Annotated in this window: 14 protein-coding genes and 1 pseudogene; 13 read left to right on the top strand and 2 right to left on the bottom strand. The window is 53.1% G+C overall.

Going from position 1 to position 15,758, the window contains the following annotated elements; genetic code table 11:
- The first annotated feature begins 17 nt into the window (after positions 1-17).
- The 4 genes from MKZ35_RS12915 (at position 18) to MKZ35_RS12930 (ending at position 5,660) form a co-directional block, all read left to right on the top strand.
- Positions 18-2,357 (top strand): peptidylprolyl isomerase, encoded by a 2,340-nt coding sequence (locus MKZ35_RS12915; protein ID WP_482513681.1) that lies wholly within the window; start codon positions 18-20, stop codon positions 2,355-2,357.
- Between the two features lie 303 nt (positions 2,358-2,660).
- A complete protein-coding gene (locus tag MKZ35_RS12920; RefSeq protein ID WP_482513682.1) occupies positions 2,661-4,049 on the top strand; it encodes a peptidylprolyl isomerase in 1,389 nt (462 codons plus the stop codon).
- 109 nt (positions 4,050-4,158) lie between these two features.
- A complete protein-coding gene (locus tag MKZ35_RS12925; RefSeq protein ID WP_482513683.1) occupies positions 4,159-5,124 on the top strand; it encodes an AAA family ATPase in 966 nt (321 codons plus the stop codon).
- Between the two features lie 119 nt (positions 5,125-5,243).
- Positions 5,244-5,660: a hypothetical protein gene (locus MKZ35_RS12930; protein WP_482513684.1), complete on the top strand. Its 417-nt coding sequence runs from the start codon at positions 5,244-5,246 to the stop codon at positions 5,658-5,660.
- 70 nt (positions 5,661-5,730) lie between these two features.
- Here the strand turns inward: MKZ35_RS12930 and MKZ35_RS12935 are convergent, their stop codons facing one another.
- Positions 5,731-6,615, bottom strand: coding sequence for an SDR family NAD(P)-dependent oxidoreductase (locus tag MKZ35_RS12935; RefSeq protein ID WP_482513685.1), 885 nt, complete (start codon positions 6,613-6,615; stop codon positions 5,731-5,733).
- Between the two features lie 172 nt (positions 6,616-6,787).
- On the opposite strand from MKZ35_RS12935, the gene MKZ35_RS12940 reads away from it, so the two are divergent.
- Positions 6,788-7,366 carry a GNAT family N-acetyltransferase gene (locus tag MKZ35_RS12940; protein WP_482513686.1) on the top strand — a complete coding sequence of 193 codons (579 nt, stop codon included), beginning with the start codon at positions 6,788-6,790 and terminating at the stop codon, positions 7,364-7,366.
- Positions 7,367-7,402: 36 nt separating this feature from the next.
- Here the strand turns inward: MKZ35_RS12940 and MKZ35_RS12945 are convergent, their stop codons facing one another.
- The gene (locus tag MKZ35_RS12945) at positions 7,403-8,584 is read right to left on the bottom strand and encodes a hypothetical protein (RefSeq protein WP_482513687.1); all 1,182 of its coding nucleotides are present in this window, start codon (positions 8,582-8,584) and stop codon (positions 7,403-7,405) included.
- A 200-nt stretch (positions 8,585-8,784) separates the two neighbouring features.
- Between MKZ35_RS12945 and recA the strand changes: the two genes are divergently transcribed.
- The 8 genes and pseudogenes from recA to rpsB all read left to right on the top strand — a co-directional run bounded on the left by recA (position 8,785) and on the right by rpsB (position 15,616).
- On the top strand, positions 8,785-9,864 hold the full coding sequence (recA, locus tag MKZ35_RS12950; RefSeq protein ID WP_482513688.1) for a recombinase RecA: 1,080 nt from the start codon (positions 8,785-8,787) through the stop codon (positions 9,862-9,864).
- A 248-nt stretch (positions 9,865-10,112) separates the two neighbouring features.
- Positions 10,113-10,949, top strand: a complete 837-nt coding sequence (locus MKZ35_RS12955) for a DUF3108 domain-containing protein (RefSeq protein ID WP_482513689.1) — start codon at positions 10,113-10,115, stop codon at positions 10,947-10,949.
- A gap of 104 nt (positions 10,950-11,053) precedes the next feature.
- Positions 11,054-11,755 carry a response regulator transcription factor gene (locus tag MKZ35_RS12960; protein WP_482513690.1) on the top strand — a complete coding sequence of 234 codons (702 nt, stop codon included), beginning with the start codon at positions 11,054-11,056 and terminating at the stop codon, positions 11,753-11,755.
- A 113-nt stretch (positions 11,756-11,868) separates the two neighbouring features.
- Positions 11,869-12,942, top strand: coding sequence for a sensor histidine kinase (locus tag MKZ35_RS12965; RefSeq protein WP_482513691.1), 1,074 nt, complete (start codon positions 11,869-11,871; stop codon positions 12,940-12,942).
- Positions 12,943-13,005: 63 nt separating this feature from the next.
- Positions 13,006-13,718: pseudogene (locus MKZ35_RS12970) on the top strand (RluA family pseudouridine synthase).
- Between the two features lie 233 nt (positions 13,719-13,951).
- Positions 13,952-14,404: a 50S ribosomal protein L13 gene (gene rplM / locus MKZ35_RS12975; protein ID WP_133271712.1), complete on the top strand. Its 453-nt coding sequence runs from the start codon at positions 13,952-13,954 to the stop codon at positions 14,402-14,404.
- Between the two features lie 39 nt (positions 14,405-14,443).
- Complete coding sequence (gene rpsI, locus MKZ35_RS12980; protein ID WP_084446168.1) at positions 14,444-14,830, top strand: 30S ribosomal protein S9; 387 nt, start codon at positions 14,444-14,446, stop codon at positions 14,828-14,830.
- A gap of 18 nt (positions 14,831-14,848) precedes the next feature.
- Positions 14,849-15,616 (top strand): 30S ribosomal protein S2, encoded by a 768-nt coding sequence (rpsB, locus tag MKZ35_RS12985; RefSeq protein ID WP_482513692.1) that lies wholly within the window; start codon positions 14,849-14,851, stop codon positions 15,614-15,616.
- Positions 15,617-15,758: the final 142 nt, after the last annotated feature.

The raw sequence follows: 15,758 nt of genomic DNA on the forward strand, positions 1-15,758 counted from the left end.
CGAATCTTCTTTTCTTTATGCCCAAACGCATTTTGTACGCCAGCCTCGCGGCCGGCGCGCTACTGGCCATCGGATGCCAGTCTACCAAATCAACCACTTCCACTGCCAAGCAACCGGCGGTAGTCACGCTGGGGAAGCAGATAGTACCAGCCTCAGAATTCGCCTACGTATACCGAAAAAATAACGCCACGGCTCCCGACTACGGAACCCGTGCCAACGTGACGGAATACCTGGATCTGTACACTAACTTCAAGCTGAAGGTGCTGGAAGCCGAGCAGCGTGGTATCGATACCACGCAGGCTTTCCAGCGTGAGCTGGACGGCTACAAGCAGCAACTGGCCCAGCCTTACCTTACCGAGAAAAGCGTAACCGACCAGCTTGTGCGGGAAGCTTACGATCGGCTGAGCAAGGAGATCAGCGCCTCCCATATTCTGGTGCGCGTGGCTCCCGACGCTGACCCTCGCGATACCTTAGCAGCCTATCAAAAGGCAGTAGCATTGCGCCAGCGCGTTACCAGCGGTGAAAACTTCAATCAGGTAGCTCGTCAGGCTTCCGAAGACCCTTCGGCGCGTGACAATGGCGGGCAGCTAGGCTACTTTACCGCTATGCAAATGGTCTATCCATTTGAGAACGTAGCGTATAAGACAAAAGCAGGCGATGTATCGGCACCAGTTCGGACGCGCTTTGGCTACCATGTGATTAAGGTGAATGACGTGCGGCCGGCTCAAGGTGAGATAAAAGTGGCCCACCTTATGCTCCGGGCCACGCCCGGCATGCCCAAGGCCGACTCCGTAACCGCTAAAAAGAAAGTGGACGAGCTGTACTCCCGCTTGCGTCGGCGCGAAGACTGGGACAAGCTGGTAACGCAGTTTTCGGAAGATGCCGGCTCGGCCGCCAATGGTGGCGAGTTGCCCGCGTTTGGCACCGGGCGCATGATTCCGAGCTTCGAGGAAGTAGCCTTTAAGCTGCAGAAGCCCGGCGACATCGCAGCGCCAGTCCAGACGCCCTATGGTTGGCACATCATCAAGCTCATTGAAAAGCAGCCAGTGCCCACGTTTGAGGCCATGGCCCCTATGCTCAAGAGCAAAGTTGCCAAAGACTCGCGCTCAGAGCTAAACCGTGCGGCCTTTCTCAAGCGCATCCGGCAGGAGAATCAGTTCGGAGAAATGCCCCCCGTGCGTGACGCTTTACTAGCGCAGGCCGATACGGCGCTGGTTAATGGTCGTTTCAAGTCAGAAACGTTTCTAAGCAAATTTCCGAGTGGCAAGCGCAAAAAAGGCGAGACGACAGTGAGCGGCGATGCTCCCTTGTTTACCATTAAGGGCAAAGCTTACTCAATCAAGGATTTTCTGGCCTATGTGCAACAGAGTCAGCGCCCGCGCGCCGGCGCCGATCCGCGCTTTGTTATGCAGCAGCTCTACGATCAGTACATAGACCAAAGCCTGACAGAATTTGAAAAAACCAACCTCGATACCAAGTACGAGGACTACCGCATGCTGGTAAAAGAGTATCGCGACGGCATATTGCTTTTCCAATTGATGGATGAGAAAGTGTGGTCAAAGGCACTGACCGATACGGTGGGCTTGCAGCAATTTTTCACGGCTAACCAGGCCAATTATCAGTGGGGACCGCGGGTGCAGGCCCGCCTGATCAGCGCGGCCTCGCCTGAAATACGCGAAAATGTACAGATGTTGTTTGGTAAAGATACATCAATGCCGACGGCGGAGGGCATTCCAGCCAGCATAAGCTTTCAGGCCCGGACGGCTACATTAACGCCAGCCAGCGCTACCACGCTGGAATCCTTGGCCGACAAAATGGCAACTGATACTACTTTGTTTATCACTGTCATAAGCTATCAGAAGCCGAATGCCACTACGGCGTTAGCGCGTCAGAGAACGGAACGTGTCAAAGCTTTTCTAATAAATAAAAGCGTTAAGGCTGCTAAGATCATAGCGAATGTAACGATTGACAGAAAACAGGCCCAGGCTGGCTCAGCGGATGCTGTTTACATTCGTGGCTACACCCGCGACCCAGCTACTATAGAGCGTCGCTACAACAGCAAGAATCCCCTGGCTGTGCAAATCACCCAGCAAAGCTTTCAGAAGGGCGACAACAAGGTAGTAGATGAGGTAATGGACCGGGGCCCAGGCACTTACCCAGTGCAGAAAGATGGCCGTTTCTATGCTGTTACGATTGAGAAAGCACTGCCCGCCGGACCTAAAACGCTGGCTGAGACGCGTGGCCAGGCTACTTCCGACTACCAGAACTACTTGGAAAAGCAATGGTTGACGCAACTGCGCGCCCAGTACCCGGTGCAGGTCAATCAGACAGAAGTAAATAAGCTGATAACCAAATAAGCTGGCGAAGCTGCCGGAAAAAGCCCCCCAGAGAGCCCAGCAAAGGCGGCCGTTTTCTGGGGGGCTTTTTCGTTTATAACCTTGAGCAAGGAACGCGTTTGCTATGACTCAGCAAAAGTTGGTGGACCGCGCAACGTTAGCCGACAATAAGGTCTCTTTACTCCGAAACGCTCTTTTCCGGCTTCAAACCCAGCTTTTTGCCAGAGAAGGGATTTATGTTGAAATTTACCGGCGGCTTTTTGCGTTTCGATAGCCGTTGGGCTGAATACTCTTTGCTGTTCAGCCTCTTATTTTCTGAATTACATGACTCAATTATTTCGTACGGCGGCTCGTGTAGCGCTGTTGAGCGGTGGCTTGCTTGTAGGTGCGGTTAGCACTGGCTTCGCTCAGCTGGGCTTGGCCCGGCCAGTAGGGCGTCAAACCGTAGACGCCATCATCGTGAAGCTGGACAATCAGATTGTCTTGCGCTCCGACCTCGAAAATATCTATCAGCAAGAAGTAGCGCGCGCTGAAGGCAAACCGCTGCCCCCGGATGTGAAGTGCCAGATTTTGGAGAGCATCGTGCTGAACAAGCTCATGCTGGCCAAAGCCGAGGTTGACTCCGTAGTAGTCGAGGACGACCAGGTGAAAGGTGAGCTCGACCGGCGCATGGCGTATTTCGTGCAGCAGATTGGCTCGGAGCAGAAGCTGGAAGAGTATTACAAAAAGCCCATCAAGCAGCTCAAAGACGATTTGCGGCCGCAGGTGAAGGAGCAGCTCGTTCAGCAGAAGATGCAGGAAGAGATTTCCGGCAAAGTGACCGTGACACCTCGGGAGGTAAAGCAGTTTTTTAACCGCATTCCGAAGGACAGCTTGCCTTACTACTCAACCGAAGTGGAGGTAGGCCAGATTATTAAGTTCGCGCAAGTAAACCAGAAGGCCAAGCAGGAAGCGCAGGCCAAACTCAACGATATTCGCGGGCGCATTCAGGCCGGTGAAAGCTTCGAGAAGCTGGCCAAAGAGTTTTCGCAGGACCCCGGCTCGGCCGCGGAGGGTGGCTATCTGGGCTTTTTTAAGCGCCGCGAGTTGGTACCCGAGTATGAGGCTGCCGCTTTACGTCTGGAGCCGGGCCAGATGTCGCCCATCGTGGAGTCGCAGTTTGGCTTTCACCTTATCCAGCTTATCGAGCGCAAAGGTGAGACCTTCAGCACTCGCCATATTCTGCTTAAGCCTAATACGGGCACTTCCGACGTGAGCGAGGCAGCCGTGCAGCTTAGCAAGGTTCGCAAGCGCATTCTGGCTGATAGCATCACGTTTGCCAAAGCGGCCAAAGATTTCTCCGACGACAAGAACACTAGCGGCAACGGCGGCCTGATTCAGAACCCCCAGGACCGGAGCAACTACCTTCCCCTGGATAAGATTGATCCGGCCATCTTCTTCACTATCGATACCATGAAAGTGGGCAGCATTACGCCCCCCATGCCCTACCGCACCGACGATGGCAAGGATGCCATGCGTATTCTATGGCTGAAATCGAATAACCCGCCCCACCAGGCTAACCTGCAGGACGACTACCAGAAAATCGCGGCAGCTGCTCTTAATGAGAAGAAAAACAAGGCCCTGGATGAGTGGTTTAAGAAGAATCGCGGCGACGTCTATATTGAAGTAGACCCGCAGTACGCTGGCTGTAAGCTACTTAATGCGGTTAATTAAGTATAGAAGCGAGTGCAAAGAAGTGAGAGGCGAGACTTTGTTCTGACGTGCTATGCCACAACAAAGTCTCGCCTCTCACTTCTTTGCACTCATGTCTCCCCCTCCTTACATGCGAAATTTCTCTTCTGATAAAGAAGCCGCCGACGCGTTGGCTCAGTCTTACCAGGCCCTACGGCAGGAAATCGGTAAAATTATCATTGGCCAAGATGAGGTAGTACGCCTGGTGCTTACGGCCGTGTTTTCGCAGGGCCATTGCTTGCTGGTAGGTGTGCCGGGCCTGGCCAAGACGCTGCTCATCCAGACTATTGCCGACTCGCTCGACTTGTCGTTCAACCGCATTCAGTTTACTCCCGACCTGATGCCCTCCGACATTGTGGGCTCGGAAACGATGAATCAGCAGCGCGATTTTCACTTCGTGAAAGGGCCTGTGTTTGCCAACATCGTGCTGGCCGACGAAATTAACCGCACCCCACCCAAGACGCAGGCGGCATTGCTGGAAAGCATGCAGGAATACTCGGTAACGGTGGCTGGGCAGCGCTACCCGCTGGAGCGGCCTTTCTTTGTGCTGGCGACCCAAAATCCGATTGAGCAGGAAGGTACTTATCCCCTACCGGAAGCCCAGCTCGACCGCTTCATGTTCAATATCCAGCTCGGCTACCCTAGCTACGAAGCTGAGTTGCAGATCGTGAAAAACACGACTTCTGACCACCGTCCCACGGTGAGTAAAATATTGCATGGCGACGACATTCAGGCGTTTCAGCATTTGGTGCGCCGCGTACCCGTGGCCGATAATGTGGTAGAATACGCCGTTAACTTGGTGCATAAAACCCGTCCAAACACAGATCGGGGCGCGGCGCGGGCTACGCAGCTGCTGGAGTGGGGCGCCGGGCCGCGGGCCTCGCAACACCTGATTGTGGGGGCCAAATGCAACGCGTTGCTCAATGGCAAGTATTCACCCGATATCGAAGATGTGCGGGCCGTGGCATTGCCTATTCTGCGCCATCGCTTGGTGCGCAATTTCAAAGCGGAAGCCGAAGGAATTTCGGTAGAACAGATTGTAAAAGAACTCCTTTAAGCATTTAACAACTATCATTTAACATTTAACAGGTGGATATCAGCCAGAATCTGCCCTAAAATGCGTGATGATACGCCGCACGGCTGTTAAATGATCAATGTTAACTGTTAATTGAAAAAATGGAAGCTTCCGGTTATTACCAGCAATTCGAGCGCAACATTGCTATTATTCTGGATGCCTTACAAGCGGGCCTCGATTTGCGCACCACCACGCTGGCTACTTCCCTGCCACTGGAAGTATATGTGCTCTGTGAGGTACTGAACCAGGGAGGCGCTCAGTACCGCCTCACCACCGATAGTTTGGCTCGCTTGGCCGAGTTTCGTGACCAGTACCTACAGCGGGAAGCTGAAACCGAAGCCATCATGCAACGCGTCCTGGACGACAAAAAAGCCGTAATGCGGACGCCGGAAGGCCGTATGCTGGTAAAGGAAATGCTTATCCGTCGGCTTGAGTATTTCAACGAGGCTGCCCGGCAGGTAAACGTCATGCGCATTCAGCAGGCTCTAGGAAGCCCCTTACAGTACAAGCACCCATAAGCAAGCACTGCAAGTCATAAAAAAGCCCCCCAGGCTTAATCTGGGGGCTTTTTTGTAGGCTAAATCTAGGCTAGTTCATTTTCGCCTTATACTCAGACTTAATTTTGGTGTGGCCGTCTCTTTCATGCTGTAGGTCTAGATCATCGGCGGGCTCCTTCTTGAATTTGCTAGGCACCTCGTCACCGTGCGCACCTTTGGAAAGCGTTACGCCACCATCTACGAAATAAGTTGCGCCGGTCACGTAACTGGCTTCATCGGAAGCGAGAAACAGATACACGTTGGCTACTTCCTCCGCGGTGCCTCGGCGGCCCATCGGTACGCCTTGCACCGTCTGCTTTTCCATTTTAGCAGTCATCGGTCCGGTTTCCTGGTGCGTCCAGGCCGTGTCGATAGGGCCCGGACCAACGATGTTAGACCGCACCCCGAACTTGGCCTGCTCCACCGCTACGCCGCGCTGGAAAGCGTGCACGAAGCCTTTGGTGCCCCCATACGGCGCGTTTTGCGGGATACCCATATGCCCCGCTTCCGATCCGGCCGACACGATATTGCCGCGCGTTTTCTGCAGATAAGGAATGGCAGCGCGCGTCATCATAAAGTTGGAGTACACGTTGTGCTTGATCATGTACTCAAACGCGTCTATCGGATATTTATCAATGGTAGAAATAGCGGGAAACACGCCGGCATTATTGATCAGGATATCCAGCTTACCGAAGTCGTGGATAGCTAGTTTCACGCATTCTTCGGCCGCTTCCTGCCGGGAAATATCGCCAAGGAAGCCGATAGCACGGCCCCCACGGGCTTGAATTTCGTCTACTACTTCGCGCACGGGGTCCGTATCGAGGCCCACGACCACTACGGCCGCGCCTTCCTGCGCAAATCGTTTGCTGATAGCTTCACCGATGCCGGTGCCGCCGCCAGTTACAATGGCAACTTTGCTTTCCAGTCTTCTTTTCATAGCAGTTTGTATGAGGTTGAGAATAGCTTCTTGAAGAAGGAAAAACTCCTTTCTATTAAGTTGATAGCTATTCAAACCAAACGGGATTTGCCCCCCGGAGTTACTATTGCCTTGCTTCTATCATCCCAGAGCCTGGTTTGCGCGTAGGGTAGCTTGTTGCTTTCGCCGAATTATGTACGCCGCCGATCTGCCACTTTCTCCGGCCCGCTTGCCTTTGCTCACGCCCCACCTCACGCTTCGGCCCTATGTGTCTTCGGATGAAGCGGCATTTTTCGCTGTTCTTGAAAAGGATCGTACCCGACTTCAGGAAGCATTTCCAGCCCGCCTGGCCGCCGTTCAGACACTAGCTGACGCTGGCCGCATTTTGGAGTCCTTCGACCAGGATTGGCACACTAAACGGATGTTTGTGCTGGGCATCTGGCACACGGCCGGGGGACAATATTTGGGCGATATCAGTCTGAAGCCGACTTGGGCCCGAACTATCACGGCCGAAATTGGGTACTACCTCGCTTTGGAGGCCGAAGGACATGGGTACGCTCGGGAGGCACTAACGGCAGCCGTACAGCTCGGCTTTAGCTCCATTATCAACGCCGACCGCCTGGTTATCCGTTGCCGAGTCAATAATCCGCGCAGTTGTGCGGTAGCTGTAGCAAGCGGCTTTCAGCCAGTGCCACACCAAACCAGATTGTGGTCAGTCCGAAAATCAGAGAAAGAGTCCGACATTCTTCATTTCGCGCTTGACCGACCCTGATACGCTTCTTTGGGACAGAAAAAGCTTGCGTTTAGGTTAGTCGGCCCGCCGTAACATGGTCAGAAAAAACTCCTGATTGAAGTTCAGATACGTGCCAAACGAAAACTCTATCTGGCGGCGATTGAGGTCATAGAACGGCTCGAAGCGGGTCGTCAGCAGGATGTTGCCGGGCAAATGGAAGTCGCTGAACATGCGAAGAATGAGTAGCTCGCGGCGGCGCTGTGTGAAGTCGGAGTTATTGACGGTGCTGGAAATGGACTGATATAGCCGCCCACCCTGGGGGGAAATAAAACCATTACCCGACCAATAGCTGAGCATAATATTGGAGAGGCGCGTATTCACGCCCGCGTTCAGGTACAGGCCGTTGCCCTTGTTGTAGGGCAAAACTTCCGTAAAAGAGTAGTCAGTGAAGTGCGTAACGTAACCGTCGAAATGCAGCGCCCGCACGAAGCCGGTGGCTGACAACTTGCGCCGCATCCGCAGGCCGGTAGCGAAGTTGAACAGGGTTTGTAAAGGCGTGGCAATCGTATCAATTTGCCCCCCACGGTGCATCGCCAGAAACTGTAGCGGCACTACGCTCAGCCGCCAGCCCGCCGAATCCTGGTAAGCCGTGACTTCGGAGGTGAGGCCGCCGGCTACCTGCTCCTGGAAGTTGCTGAATCGGTACTGCTGCCGCTGCCAGTCAACCCAGGCGTCGAGCTTCACGCGGTTGGTCTGGAGCTTGTACTGCATGCCTTCTTCCAGCCGGTTGGTCATCACGCGCTCAAAATCGAACAGCGGCTCAATGTAGTCGTGCTGCAAGTGCCCTTCGATATTGCCGAATAAGAAGCTATGGGGACCATTTTGGTACTTGGCCGTAAACACGGGCCGCACCTGCCGCAGGCGCGACGTGCCGTAGTCTTTATACAAAAAGATGCCGGCCTCCAAGCGTATGTTGACGTTGGGAAAGTATACAAGGCGCGGGGCCAGCTGCGTACCATAATAGGTTCGGCCCTCGTCTATTTTGTTGAAATACTCGTTATCCTTGGTAAACAGGAATCCCTGCACGGCTACCCGAAGCTGGCCTTCGTACTCGGGCTTAACAGGCAAAGAGTATTGAAAGGCGTGATTATCAAGCTGAGCAGCTACCGGCAAGCTGCTTAGCAACAAACTAAAGATCAGGCTAACTGATGGCCATAAAACCGGTTTGATCTGGGTATCAATGACTACCTTTGACAAAAATTTTAGCATTATTTATTTTTCCCAGAATCAGCAAATATTTTTAGCATTGCGGGCACAAAATATAGGTTAGCTCTGTTACCCAAAGCCGACCTAAATAGCCCTAACTGGCACCTAGAAAGCAGCCTTCCAACTTGCAAAAACGGCCTAAAAAGCCTAATTTCACCAAACCTAAGCATTTATACCCCAACCCCATTCTAATGGCTGCATCCACTGACAAAGTTGTCAACGCCAACGCCGAAAAAATGAAAGCTCTCCAGCTCACGCTGGACAAGCTCGACAAAAGCTATGGCAAAGGCACCGTCATGAAATTGAGCGACAACAAAGTCGTTGATATTCCTGCTATCAGCACCGGCTCGCTCGGGCTGGATATTGCCCTCGGCATTGGTGGCTTGCCCCGCGGCCGCGTCGTAGAGATTTACGGTCCTGAGTCGAGCGGTAAAACCACGCTGACGCTGCACTGCATTGCGGAAGCGCAGAAGAAAGGTGGCATGGCCGCTTTCATCGACGCCGAGCACGCCTTCGACCGCGCCTACGCCGAGAAGCTGGGCATCAACACCGAAAACCTGCTCATTTCGCAGCCCGACAACGGTGAGCAAGCTCTTGAAATTGCTGATCAGTTGATTTCCAGCGGTGCCATCGACATCATCGTTATTGACTCCGTAGCTGCGCTGGTACCGAAAGGTGAACTGGAAGGCGACATGGGCGACTCGAAAGTAGGCTTGCACGCCCGCTTGATGAGCCAAGCCCTGCGCAAGCTCACCGGTACGATCAACAAGACTGGCTGCTGCTGTATTTTTATCAACCAGCTGCGTGAGAAAATCGGGGTTATGTTCGGTTCGCCCGAAACGACCACCGGTGGTAACGCGCTGAAATTCTACGCCTCCGTACGGCTTGATATTCGCCGTATTGGCCAGATCAAGGAAGACAAGGACAACGTAACCGGCAACCGCACGAAGGTGAAGGTGGTGAAGAACAAAGTAGCGCCGCCCTTCAAAGTGGTTGAGTTCGATATCATCTACGGCGAGGGTATTTCCAAAGTCGGCGAGATTCTCGACCTGGGCGTTGATATGAACATCATCGCTAAGTCGGGCTCCTGGTTTAGCTACAACGGCGACCGTTTGGGTCAAGGCCGTGAGGGTGTAAAAACCATTCTGCACGACAACCCCGAGCTGGCTGATGAAATCGAGGCCAAAATTCGGGCAATGGTGAAAGGTGAGCCCGCTGCTGCACTGGCTGCCATTCCTACCGATGAGTCGACTGACGAAGACGACGACTAAATCATTTTTGACTTTTTGTAAAACAAAAAAGCCCCCCAGATGACTTCTGAGGGGCTTTTTTGTTCAGCAATAAGCTACTGTCTTGCCCCGTTGAGTGTTAGCTGCAATCCGCGCCGTCGTGCAACTCGTTTTTAAGCGTTGACGTTTCGCCAAGTCCTGTTCTGCCGGACGTTCGCAGGGTTAAGGATATATTTGCTGGCATTTCATTTGACTTAGTGTCAGTTGAATCACTTTTTGGTTTGCCCTTCATGACTCGCCGCTGGTTACTACTTTTCCCGCTTTTGCTGCCGTTGCTGGCGCTGCTGGCCTGGCAGCCGGCCGATGGGTCCCGCGCTATCAAGAACACCAGCTTCGTAAGGGGCGAGAAGATGCATTATAAAGTGCATTACGGGCTAATAAACGCGGCCGAAGCTACTATTGAAGTTTCCAGCTCTTTGCAGCGCATCAATGACCGGCCTTGCTACCAGGCTACCGTAACGGGCCGCACATTAGGCTCCTTCGACTTTTTCCTGCGTGTCCGCGACACCTGGCGCACTTTCATCGATACGACCAGCATCTTGCCCCAGCGCTTTTACCGCAACATTGAGGAGAACACTTACCGCAAGCGTGAAACTGTTGACTTCGACCATTATAAGAACATAGCCAGCGTAGAGTCGCGCAAGAAAGAGAAGGACCCCGTGAAGCGTGGCGCCCACAAAGTACCGGAGAATATACAGGACCTGGTAAGCGGCTTCTACTTTCTCCGCACTCTCAATTATGACCAGCGCCGCGTAGGCGAAGTAATTCGGGTGCAGGGGTTTTTCAGTAACGAAGTGTACAACATGGACGTGGTGTACAAAGGCCGCGAAACGGTAGAGACAAAGGCGGGCGTCATCCGCGCTATTCGCTTGGTACCAAAAATGCCCCCCAACAAGCTTTTCCGCGGGGAGGACGGTGTTTCTGTCTACCTTTCCGATGACCGCAACAAGATTCCAGTACTCATTCAGGCTGAGATGTTTGTAGGTGCCGTAAAGGTGGACATGTATAAATATCAGGGCTTAAAGCATCGTTTGAATATGGTAGCTCGCGCTGGTGCTAATCCTTGAGTACACTACTGGCCGAGGTAGTTCACAAAAAGGTAACATTAGGTTGGCCTTGGCAAGCGGTATTTTTGTAGTCGACAGCATCTTCTGACTCAACCCCCTGCCCTGTGCAACCAACCGCCGCCCCCAATGCCTACAAGATTCTGGTAGTCGATGATGACCCGGACATTGTAGAGCTGCTGGAGTACAACCTGCGCAAAGAAGGCTACGACGTGGCTACCGCTCCCGATGGTCGCAAAGCCCTTGAAATTGCCCCCCAGTTTGAGCCTGACATCGTGCTGCTCGACGTGATGATGCCTCACCTCGACGGCATTGATACCTGCCGGCAGCTGCGGACCTTGCCTAAGTTCAAAGACACGTACATCATCTTCCTGACGGCCCGCGCCGAAGAATTCTCGGAAGTAGCTGCCTTCGAGGCTGGCGCCGACGATTTCATTGCTAAACCCATCAAGCCGCGCGCCCTCATGGGCCGCTTGGCCGCCTTCGTGCGCCGCGATAAAGACCCGCAAGTGGTGCTGGACACTATCGAAATCAACGGTTTGCGCATCGACCGTACCGGCTTTGCCGTGTATCAGGACGGGCGCAAAATATCATTACCCAAGAAGGAGTTTGAGCTATTGGCTTTCTTAGCTGCTGCGCCTCACAAGGTATTCGGCCGCGAAGAGTTGCTCCAGAATATTTGGGGCAATGATGTATTCGTACTCGCTCGCACCGTGGATGTACACGTGCGCAAAGTGCGCGAAAAAGTTGGCGACCATCATATCCAAACCATTAAGGGCGTGGGCTATAAGTTTAATATCGACGAGTAGGTGTCATTCAACAATTATCAATTAACAGTCGTTTTGGATGACCTGGCGCAGGCCAAGCGAACAGACGGATGAGAGGACAGCTGTTAAATGTTAATTGATAATTGTTAAATGACATGGATTTCTCGTCTCGCTCGATTGCCATTCTGATTGCCTTGCTCGTGGCGTCGGTGCTCGTCACGTTCGCCTGGACGGTGCCGACGCTGCCTTTTCAGCAAGCCTTTCTGGCCGCGGGTATCACCGTAGCAGCCTGCTTTCTGCTCGTGTATCTGGCGTTTGAAGCATTGATCTTTCGCGAAATCAATAATATCTACGCTGGCCTGGAAAACGTTAAGCGCAAGGAATTTCGAAGGCTATCGAATAAGTTCTTATTTCGGCCCGAGCCACTGAAGCGCATGCGCGATGAGATTCTGCAAATGGCCGAGCGCAAACAGCGGGAAATAGACGAGCTAAAACGCCTGCAAACGCTTCGTCGCGAGTTTCTGGCCGATGTATCGCACGAGTTAAAAACGCCCATTTTTGCCGCCCAAGGCTTCCTGCACACCGTGCTGGACGGCGACATGGACGACGAGTTTCTGCGCCAGAAGTTCCTCAAGAAAGCTGCTACCAGCCTCGATACTCTCGATGCGCTGGTGCAGGATCTAGTGACAATATCACAGCTGGAGAAAGGCGTAGTCCGGATGCGACGGCAGGCATTCGATTTGGCCGAGTTAGTCCGTGAGATATTCGAGCAGCTGGAATCCAAAGCCACTCAGCGCCAGGTTACGCTGGAGTTAATCCTGCCGAATGAATCGGCGGAGGGCACTTTAGTGCTAGCCGACCGCAACCGCATTCGGCAAGTGCTCGTCAATCTGATTGATAATGCCATAAAATATGGTCGTGAGGCCGGCCATGTAACCGTCATGCTTGCCGAAACCACCAAAGCCGTCCGCATTTCCGTCCGCGACGATGGCGAGGGAATTCCAAAGCAGCACCAAACCCGCATTTTTGAGCGTTTCTACCGCATCGACAAAAGCCGCTCCCGCGATTCCGGCGGCTCGGGTCTGGGCCTTGCCATTAGCAAACATATTGTAGAAGCGCACAAGTCGACTATTCGAGTGCATAGTGAGGCTGGGCATGGTACCTCGTTGGAGTTTAAGCTTGTGAAACCGCGCAAGCCAGCAAAGGCTACGGGAGTGCCCCAGATGTAGGGCATAAGGTCATCATCGCATAAGCTGTAAAGCGTGCATTGCTTCGTACCTTTGCGGCCCGTTATGAAGCAACCCGATTTTCAAGACCTTATTCTGTTTGAGGACGACGATTACATCGTTATCAACAAGCCGCCTTTCCTGGCCACGCTCGACGAGCGCGTGGGCGGTGCGCCCAACATTCTGCGCATGGCGCGCCAGTACCACTCCGATATGCAGGCCTGCCACCGCCTGGACAAGGAAACGTCTGGTGCTTTAGCCTTGGCCAAGAACCCGGAGGCGTACCGCCACCTCTCCATGCAATTTGAGAACCGGGAGGTAAAAAGAACTATCATGCTGTGGCCTGGGGTGTCCATCACTTCGACAATAAGCTGGTAGACCGCAGCATCGAAACGACGACCAAAGGCAAGGCTCGACTGGCTTATAAAGGCAAAGCGGCCGAAACCTACTTCACCACGCTCGAAACGTTTGCTAAGCATACGCTGGTGCAATGCGTGCCTGTCACCGGCCGCATGCATCAGATTCGCCTGCACCTGATGTATCTGCAGGCGCCCATTGTAAACGACACGCTGTACGGAGGTGAAGAGTTCTTTTTGTCGTCGCTGAAAAAGAAGTTTAACATGAAAGCCGGCGAAGAAGAGCAGCCATTTATCAAGCGCTTTGCCTTGCACGCCGCCAAGCTTACGTTCGCCCGTCTTGATGGCGAAGAAGTAACCGTGGAAGCTCCCTACCCGAAGGATTTCCGGGTGCTGGTGGAGAATATGCGTCAGCTTCAGTAAATCAATAGAGAGGTAAGACAGGAGAAGTGAGAGGTAAGATTCTGTTGAATAACCTTACGTTGTAGCCATAAAGCCTTGCCTCTCACTTCTCCTGTCTCACCTCTAGCTTCTGTGTTTCAGGCACAAATATCAACCTCACCCTTGCATATCAGTCGAAAGGCGGTAACTTTGTGTCCGTTTTCCCGGACCCTGGTCCGTTCTATTCTCATTTCCAACCGCTTACCTTCTTCCCAATGGATCATCTGAGCTTCAAGACGCAATCCGTCAACAAAGCCAACGCCAACAAGGGCTGGGTTGTCGTTGACGCCAGCGTGGCCCCGCTGGGTCGCGTGGCCAGCCAGATTGCCAACATCCTGCGCGGCAAGCACAAGCCCTCGTTTACGCCCAACTCTGATTGCGGCGACTCGGTTATCGTTATCAACGCTGACAAGCTGCGCGTGACGGGCAAGAAAATGACTGAAAAAATCTACATCTCGCACTCGGGTTATCCTGGTGGTCAAAAGCGCAAAACCATGCGTGAGGTGATGGAAAAGTCATCGACTCGGGTGATTGAGCATGCCGTACGCGGTATGTTGCCTCACAACCGTTTGGGCCGCGAGCAATTCCGCAGCCTATTCGTGTATGAGGGCGCTGAGCACCCCCACGCTGCGCAGCAGCCTGTGGAGGCCAATTTGAACAAACTGTAAGCCACGACGGCTTGCGTATTTTTTTCTAACTTTTCTTTAATGGAAATCTCCAACACCTCTGGTAGAAGAAAAACCTCGGTGGCCCGCATCTATATGCAGGCCGGGCAAGGGAATATCACTATCAATGACCGGGAAATGAAGGCCTATTTTGGCAACGAGCTCCTGGAAAACATCGTGAACCAGCCTTTCGCCACGCTCGAGAAACTCGGGCAGTACGACGTGAAAGTAAATGTGCGCGGCGGCGGCATCTCGGCTCAGGCCGAAGCCATTCGCTTAGCCATTTCTAAAGCGCTGGTAGGCGAGGACGCCGAATCACGGCCGGCTCTTAAGAAAGAAGGCTTCATGACGCGCGACCCCCGCATGGTGGAGCGTAAGAAGTTCGGTAAGCGTAAGGCCCGCCGCTCGTTCCAGTTCTCAAAACGCTAAAACCAGAGGAAATTCATCATGGCTCAGTCCACCAGCTATAAAGACCTGCTCGACGCGGGTGCCCACTTTGGTCACCTTACGCGCAAGTGGGATCCAAAAATGGCGCCGTACATCTTCATGGAGAAGAACGGCATCCATATCATTGACCTGAACAAAACCCTCGCTTCGCTGGATCAGGCTACCAACGCTATCCGCAATATCGCCAAGAGCGGTCGGAAGGTAATGTTTGTTGCTACCAAGAAGCAGGCTCAGGAAATAGTAACCGAAGAGGCCAAGCGCCTCAAAATGCCTTTCGTAACCGACCGGTGGTTGGGTGGCATGCTCACCAACTTCGCTACGGTGCGTAAGTCGTTGAAGAAGATGACTACCATCGACAAGATGGTAAAAGAGAATACTGCTTATGCGGCCATGGCTAAGCGTGAGCGTCTGATGATGTCGCGCGAGCGGGAGAAGCTGGAGCGCGTACTAGGTGGCGTTGCCGACCTAAGCCGTCTGCCCGCTGCTCTGTTCGTAATCGACGTAAAGCGTGAGCACATTGCTGTAAAAGAAGCCAAGAAGCTGGGTATACCGGTATTCGCTATGTGCGATACCAACTCTAACCCTGAGTTGGTTGACTTCCCAATTCCTGCTAACGACGACGCCTCGAAGTCTATCTCTCTCATCGTAAGTGCAATGAGCAAGGCTATCGAAGAAGGCTTGTCGGAGCGCAAAGTTGACAAGGAAGAAGCTGACAAGAAGCAGTCCGAAGAGGAAGGCATCAAGGAAAAGCAAGCCGCCGACGAATAATTTCTGAGGAGCTAGAAGCTAGGAGTTAGAAGATAGAATCTGTGATGCTGGCAATCTGCCCTTCGATTCTACCTTTTAGCTCCTAGCTTCTTGCATACCGTCCTCCCCTAGTAAGATTCTAACTCCTAGCTTTTAGCTACTA

The sequence above is a fragment of the Hymenobacter sp. R533113 genome (genome assembly GCF_056835965.1).

Bases quoted from the DNA above. Each gene is read 5' to 3' on its own strand.
- MKZ35_RS12915 (WP_482513681.1), top strand. From the start codon at position 18: ATGCCCAAACGCATTTTGTACGCCAGCCTCGCGGCCGGCGCGCTACTG.
- MKZ35_RS12920 (WP_482513682.1), top strand. From the start codon at position 2,661: ATGACTCAATTATTTCGTACGGCGGCTCGTGTAGCGCTGTTGAGCGGT.
- MKZ35_RS12925 (WP_482513683.1), top strand. From the start codon at position 4,159: ATGCGAAATTTCTCTTCTGATAAAGAAGCCGCCGACGCGTTGGCTCAG.
- MKZ35_RS12930 (WP_482513684.1), top strand. From the start codon at position 5,244: ATGGAAGCTTCCGGTTATTACCAGCAATTCGAGCGCAACATTGCTATT.
- MKZ35_RS12935 (WP_482513685.1), bottom strand. From the start codon at position 6,615: ATGAAAAGAAGACTGGAAAGCAAAGTTGCCATTGTAACTGGCGGCGGC.
- MKZ35_RS12940 (WP_482513686.1), top strand. From the start codon at position 6,788: ATGTACGCCGCCGATCTGCCACTTTCTCCGGCCCGCTTGCCTTTGCTC.
- recA (WP_482513688.1), top strand. From the start codon at position 8,785: ATGGCTGCATCCACTGACAAAGTTGTCAACGCCAACGCCGAAAAAATG.
- MKZ35_RS12955 (WP_482513689.1), top strand. From the start codon at position 10,113: ATGACTCGCCGCTGGTTACTACTTTTCCCGCTTTTGCTGCCGTTGCTG.
- MKZ35_RS12965 (WP_482513691.1), top strand. From the start codon at position 11,869: ATGGATTTCTCGTCTCGCTCGATTGCCATTCTGATTGCCTTGCTCGTG.
- rplM (WP_133271712.1), top strand. From the start codon at position 13,952: ATGGATCATCTGAGCTTCAAGACGCAATCCGTCAACAAAGCCAACGCC.
- rpsI (WP_084446168.1), top strand. From the start codon at position 14,444: ATGGAAATCTCCAACACCTCTGGTAGAAGAAAAACCTCGGTGGCCCGC.
- rpsB (WP_482513692.1), top strand. From the start codon at position 14,849: ATGGCTCAGTCCACCAGCTATAAAGACCTGCTCGACGCGGGTGCCCAC.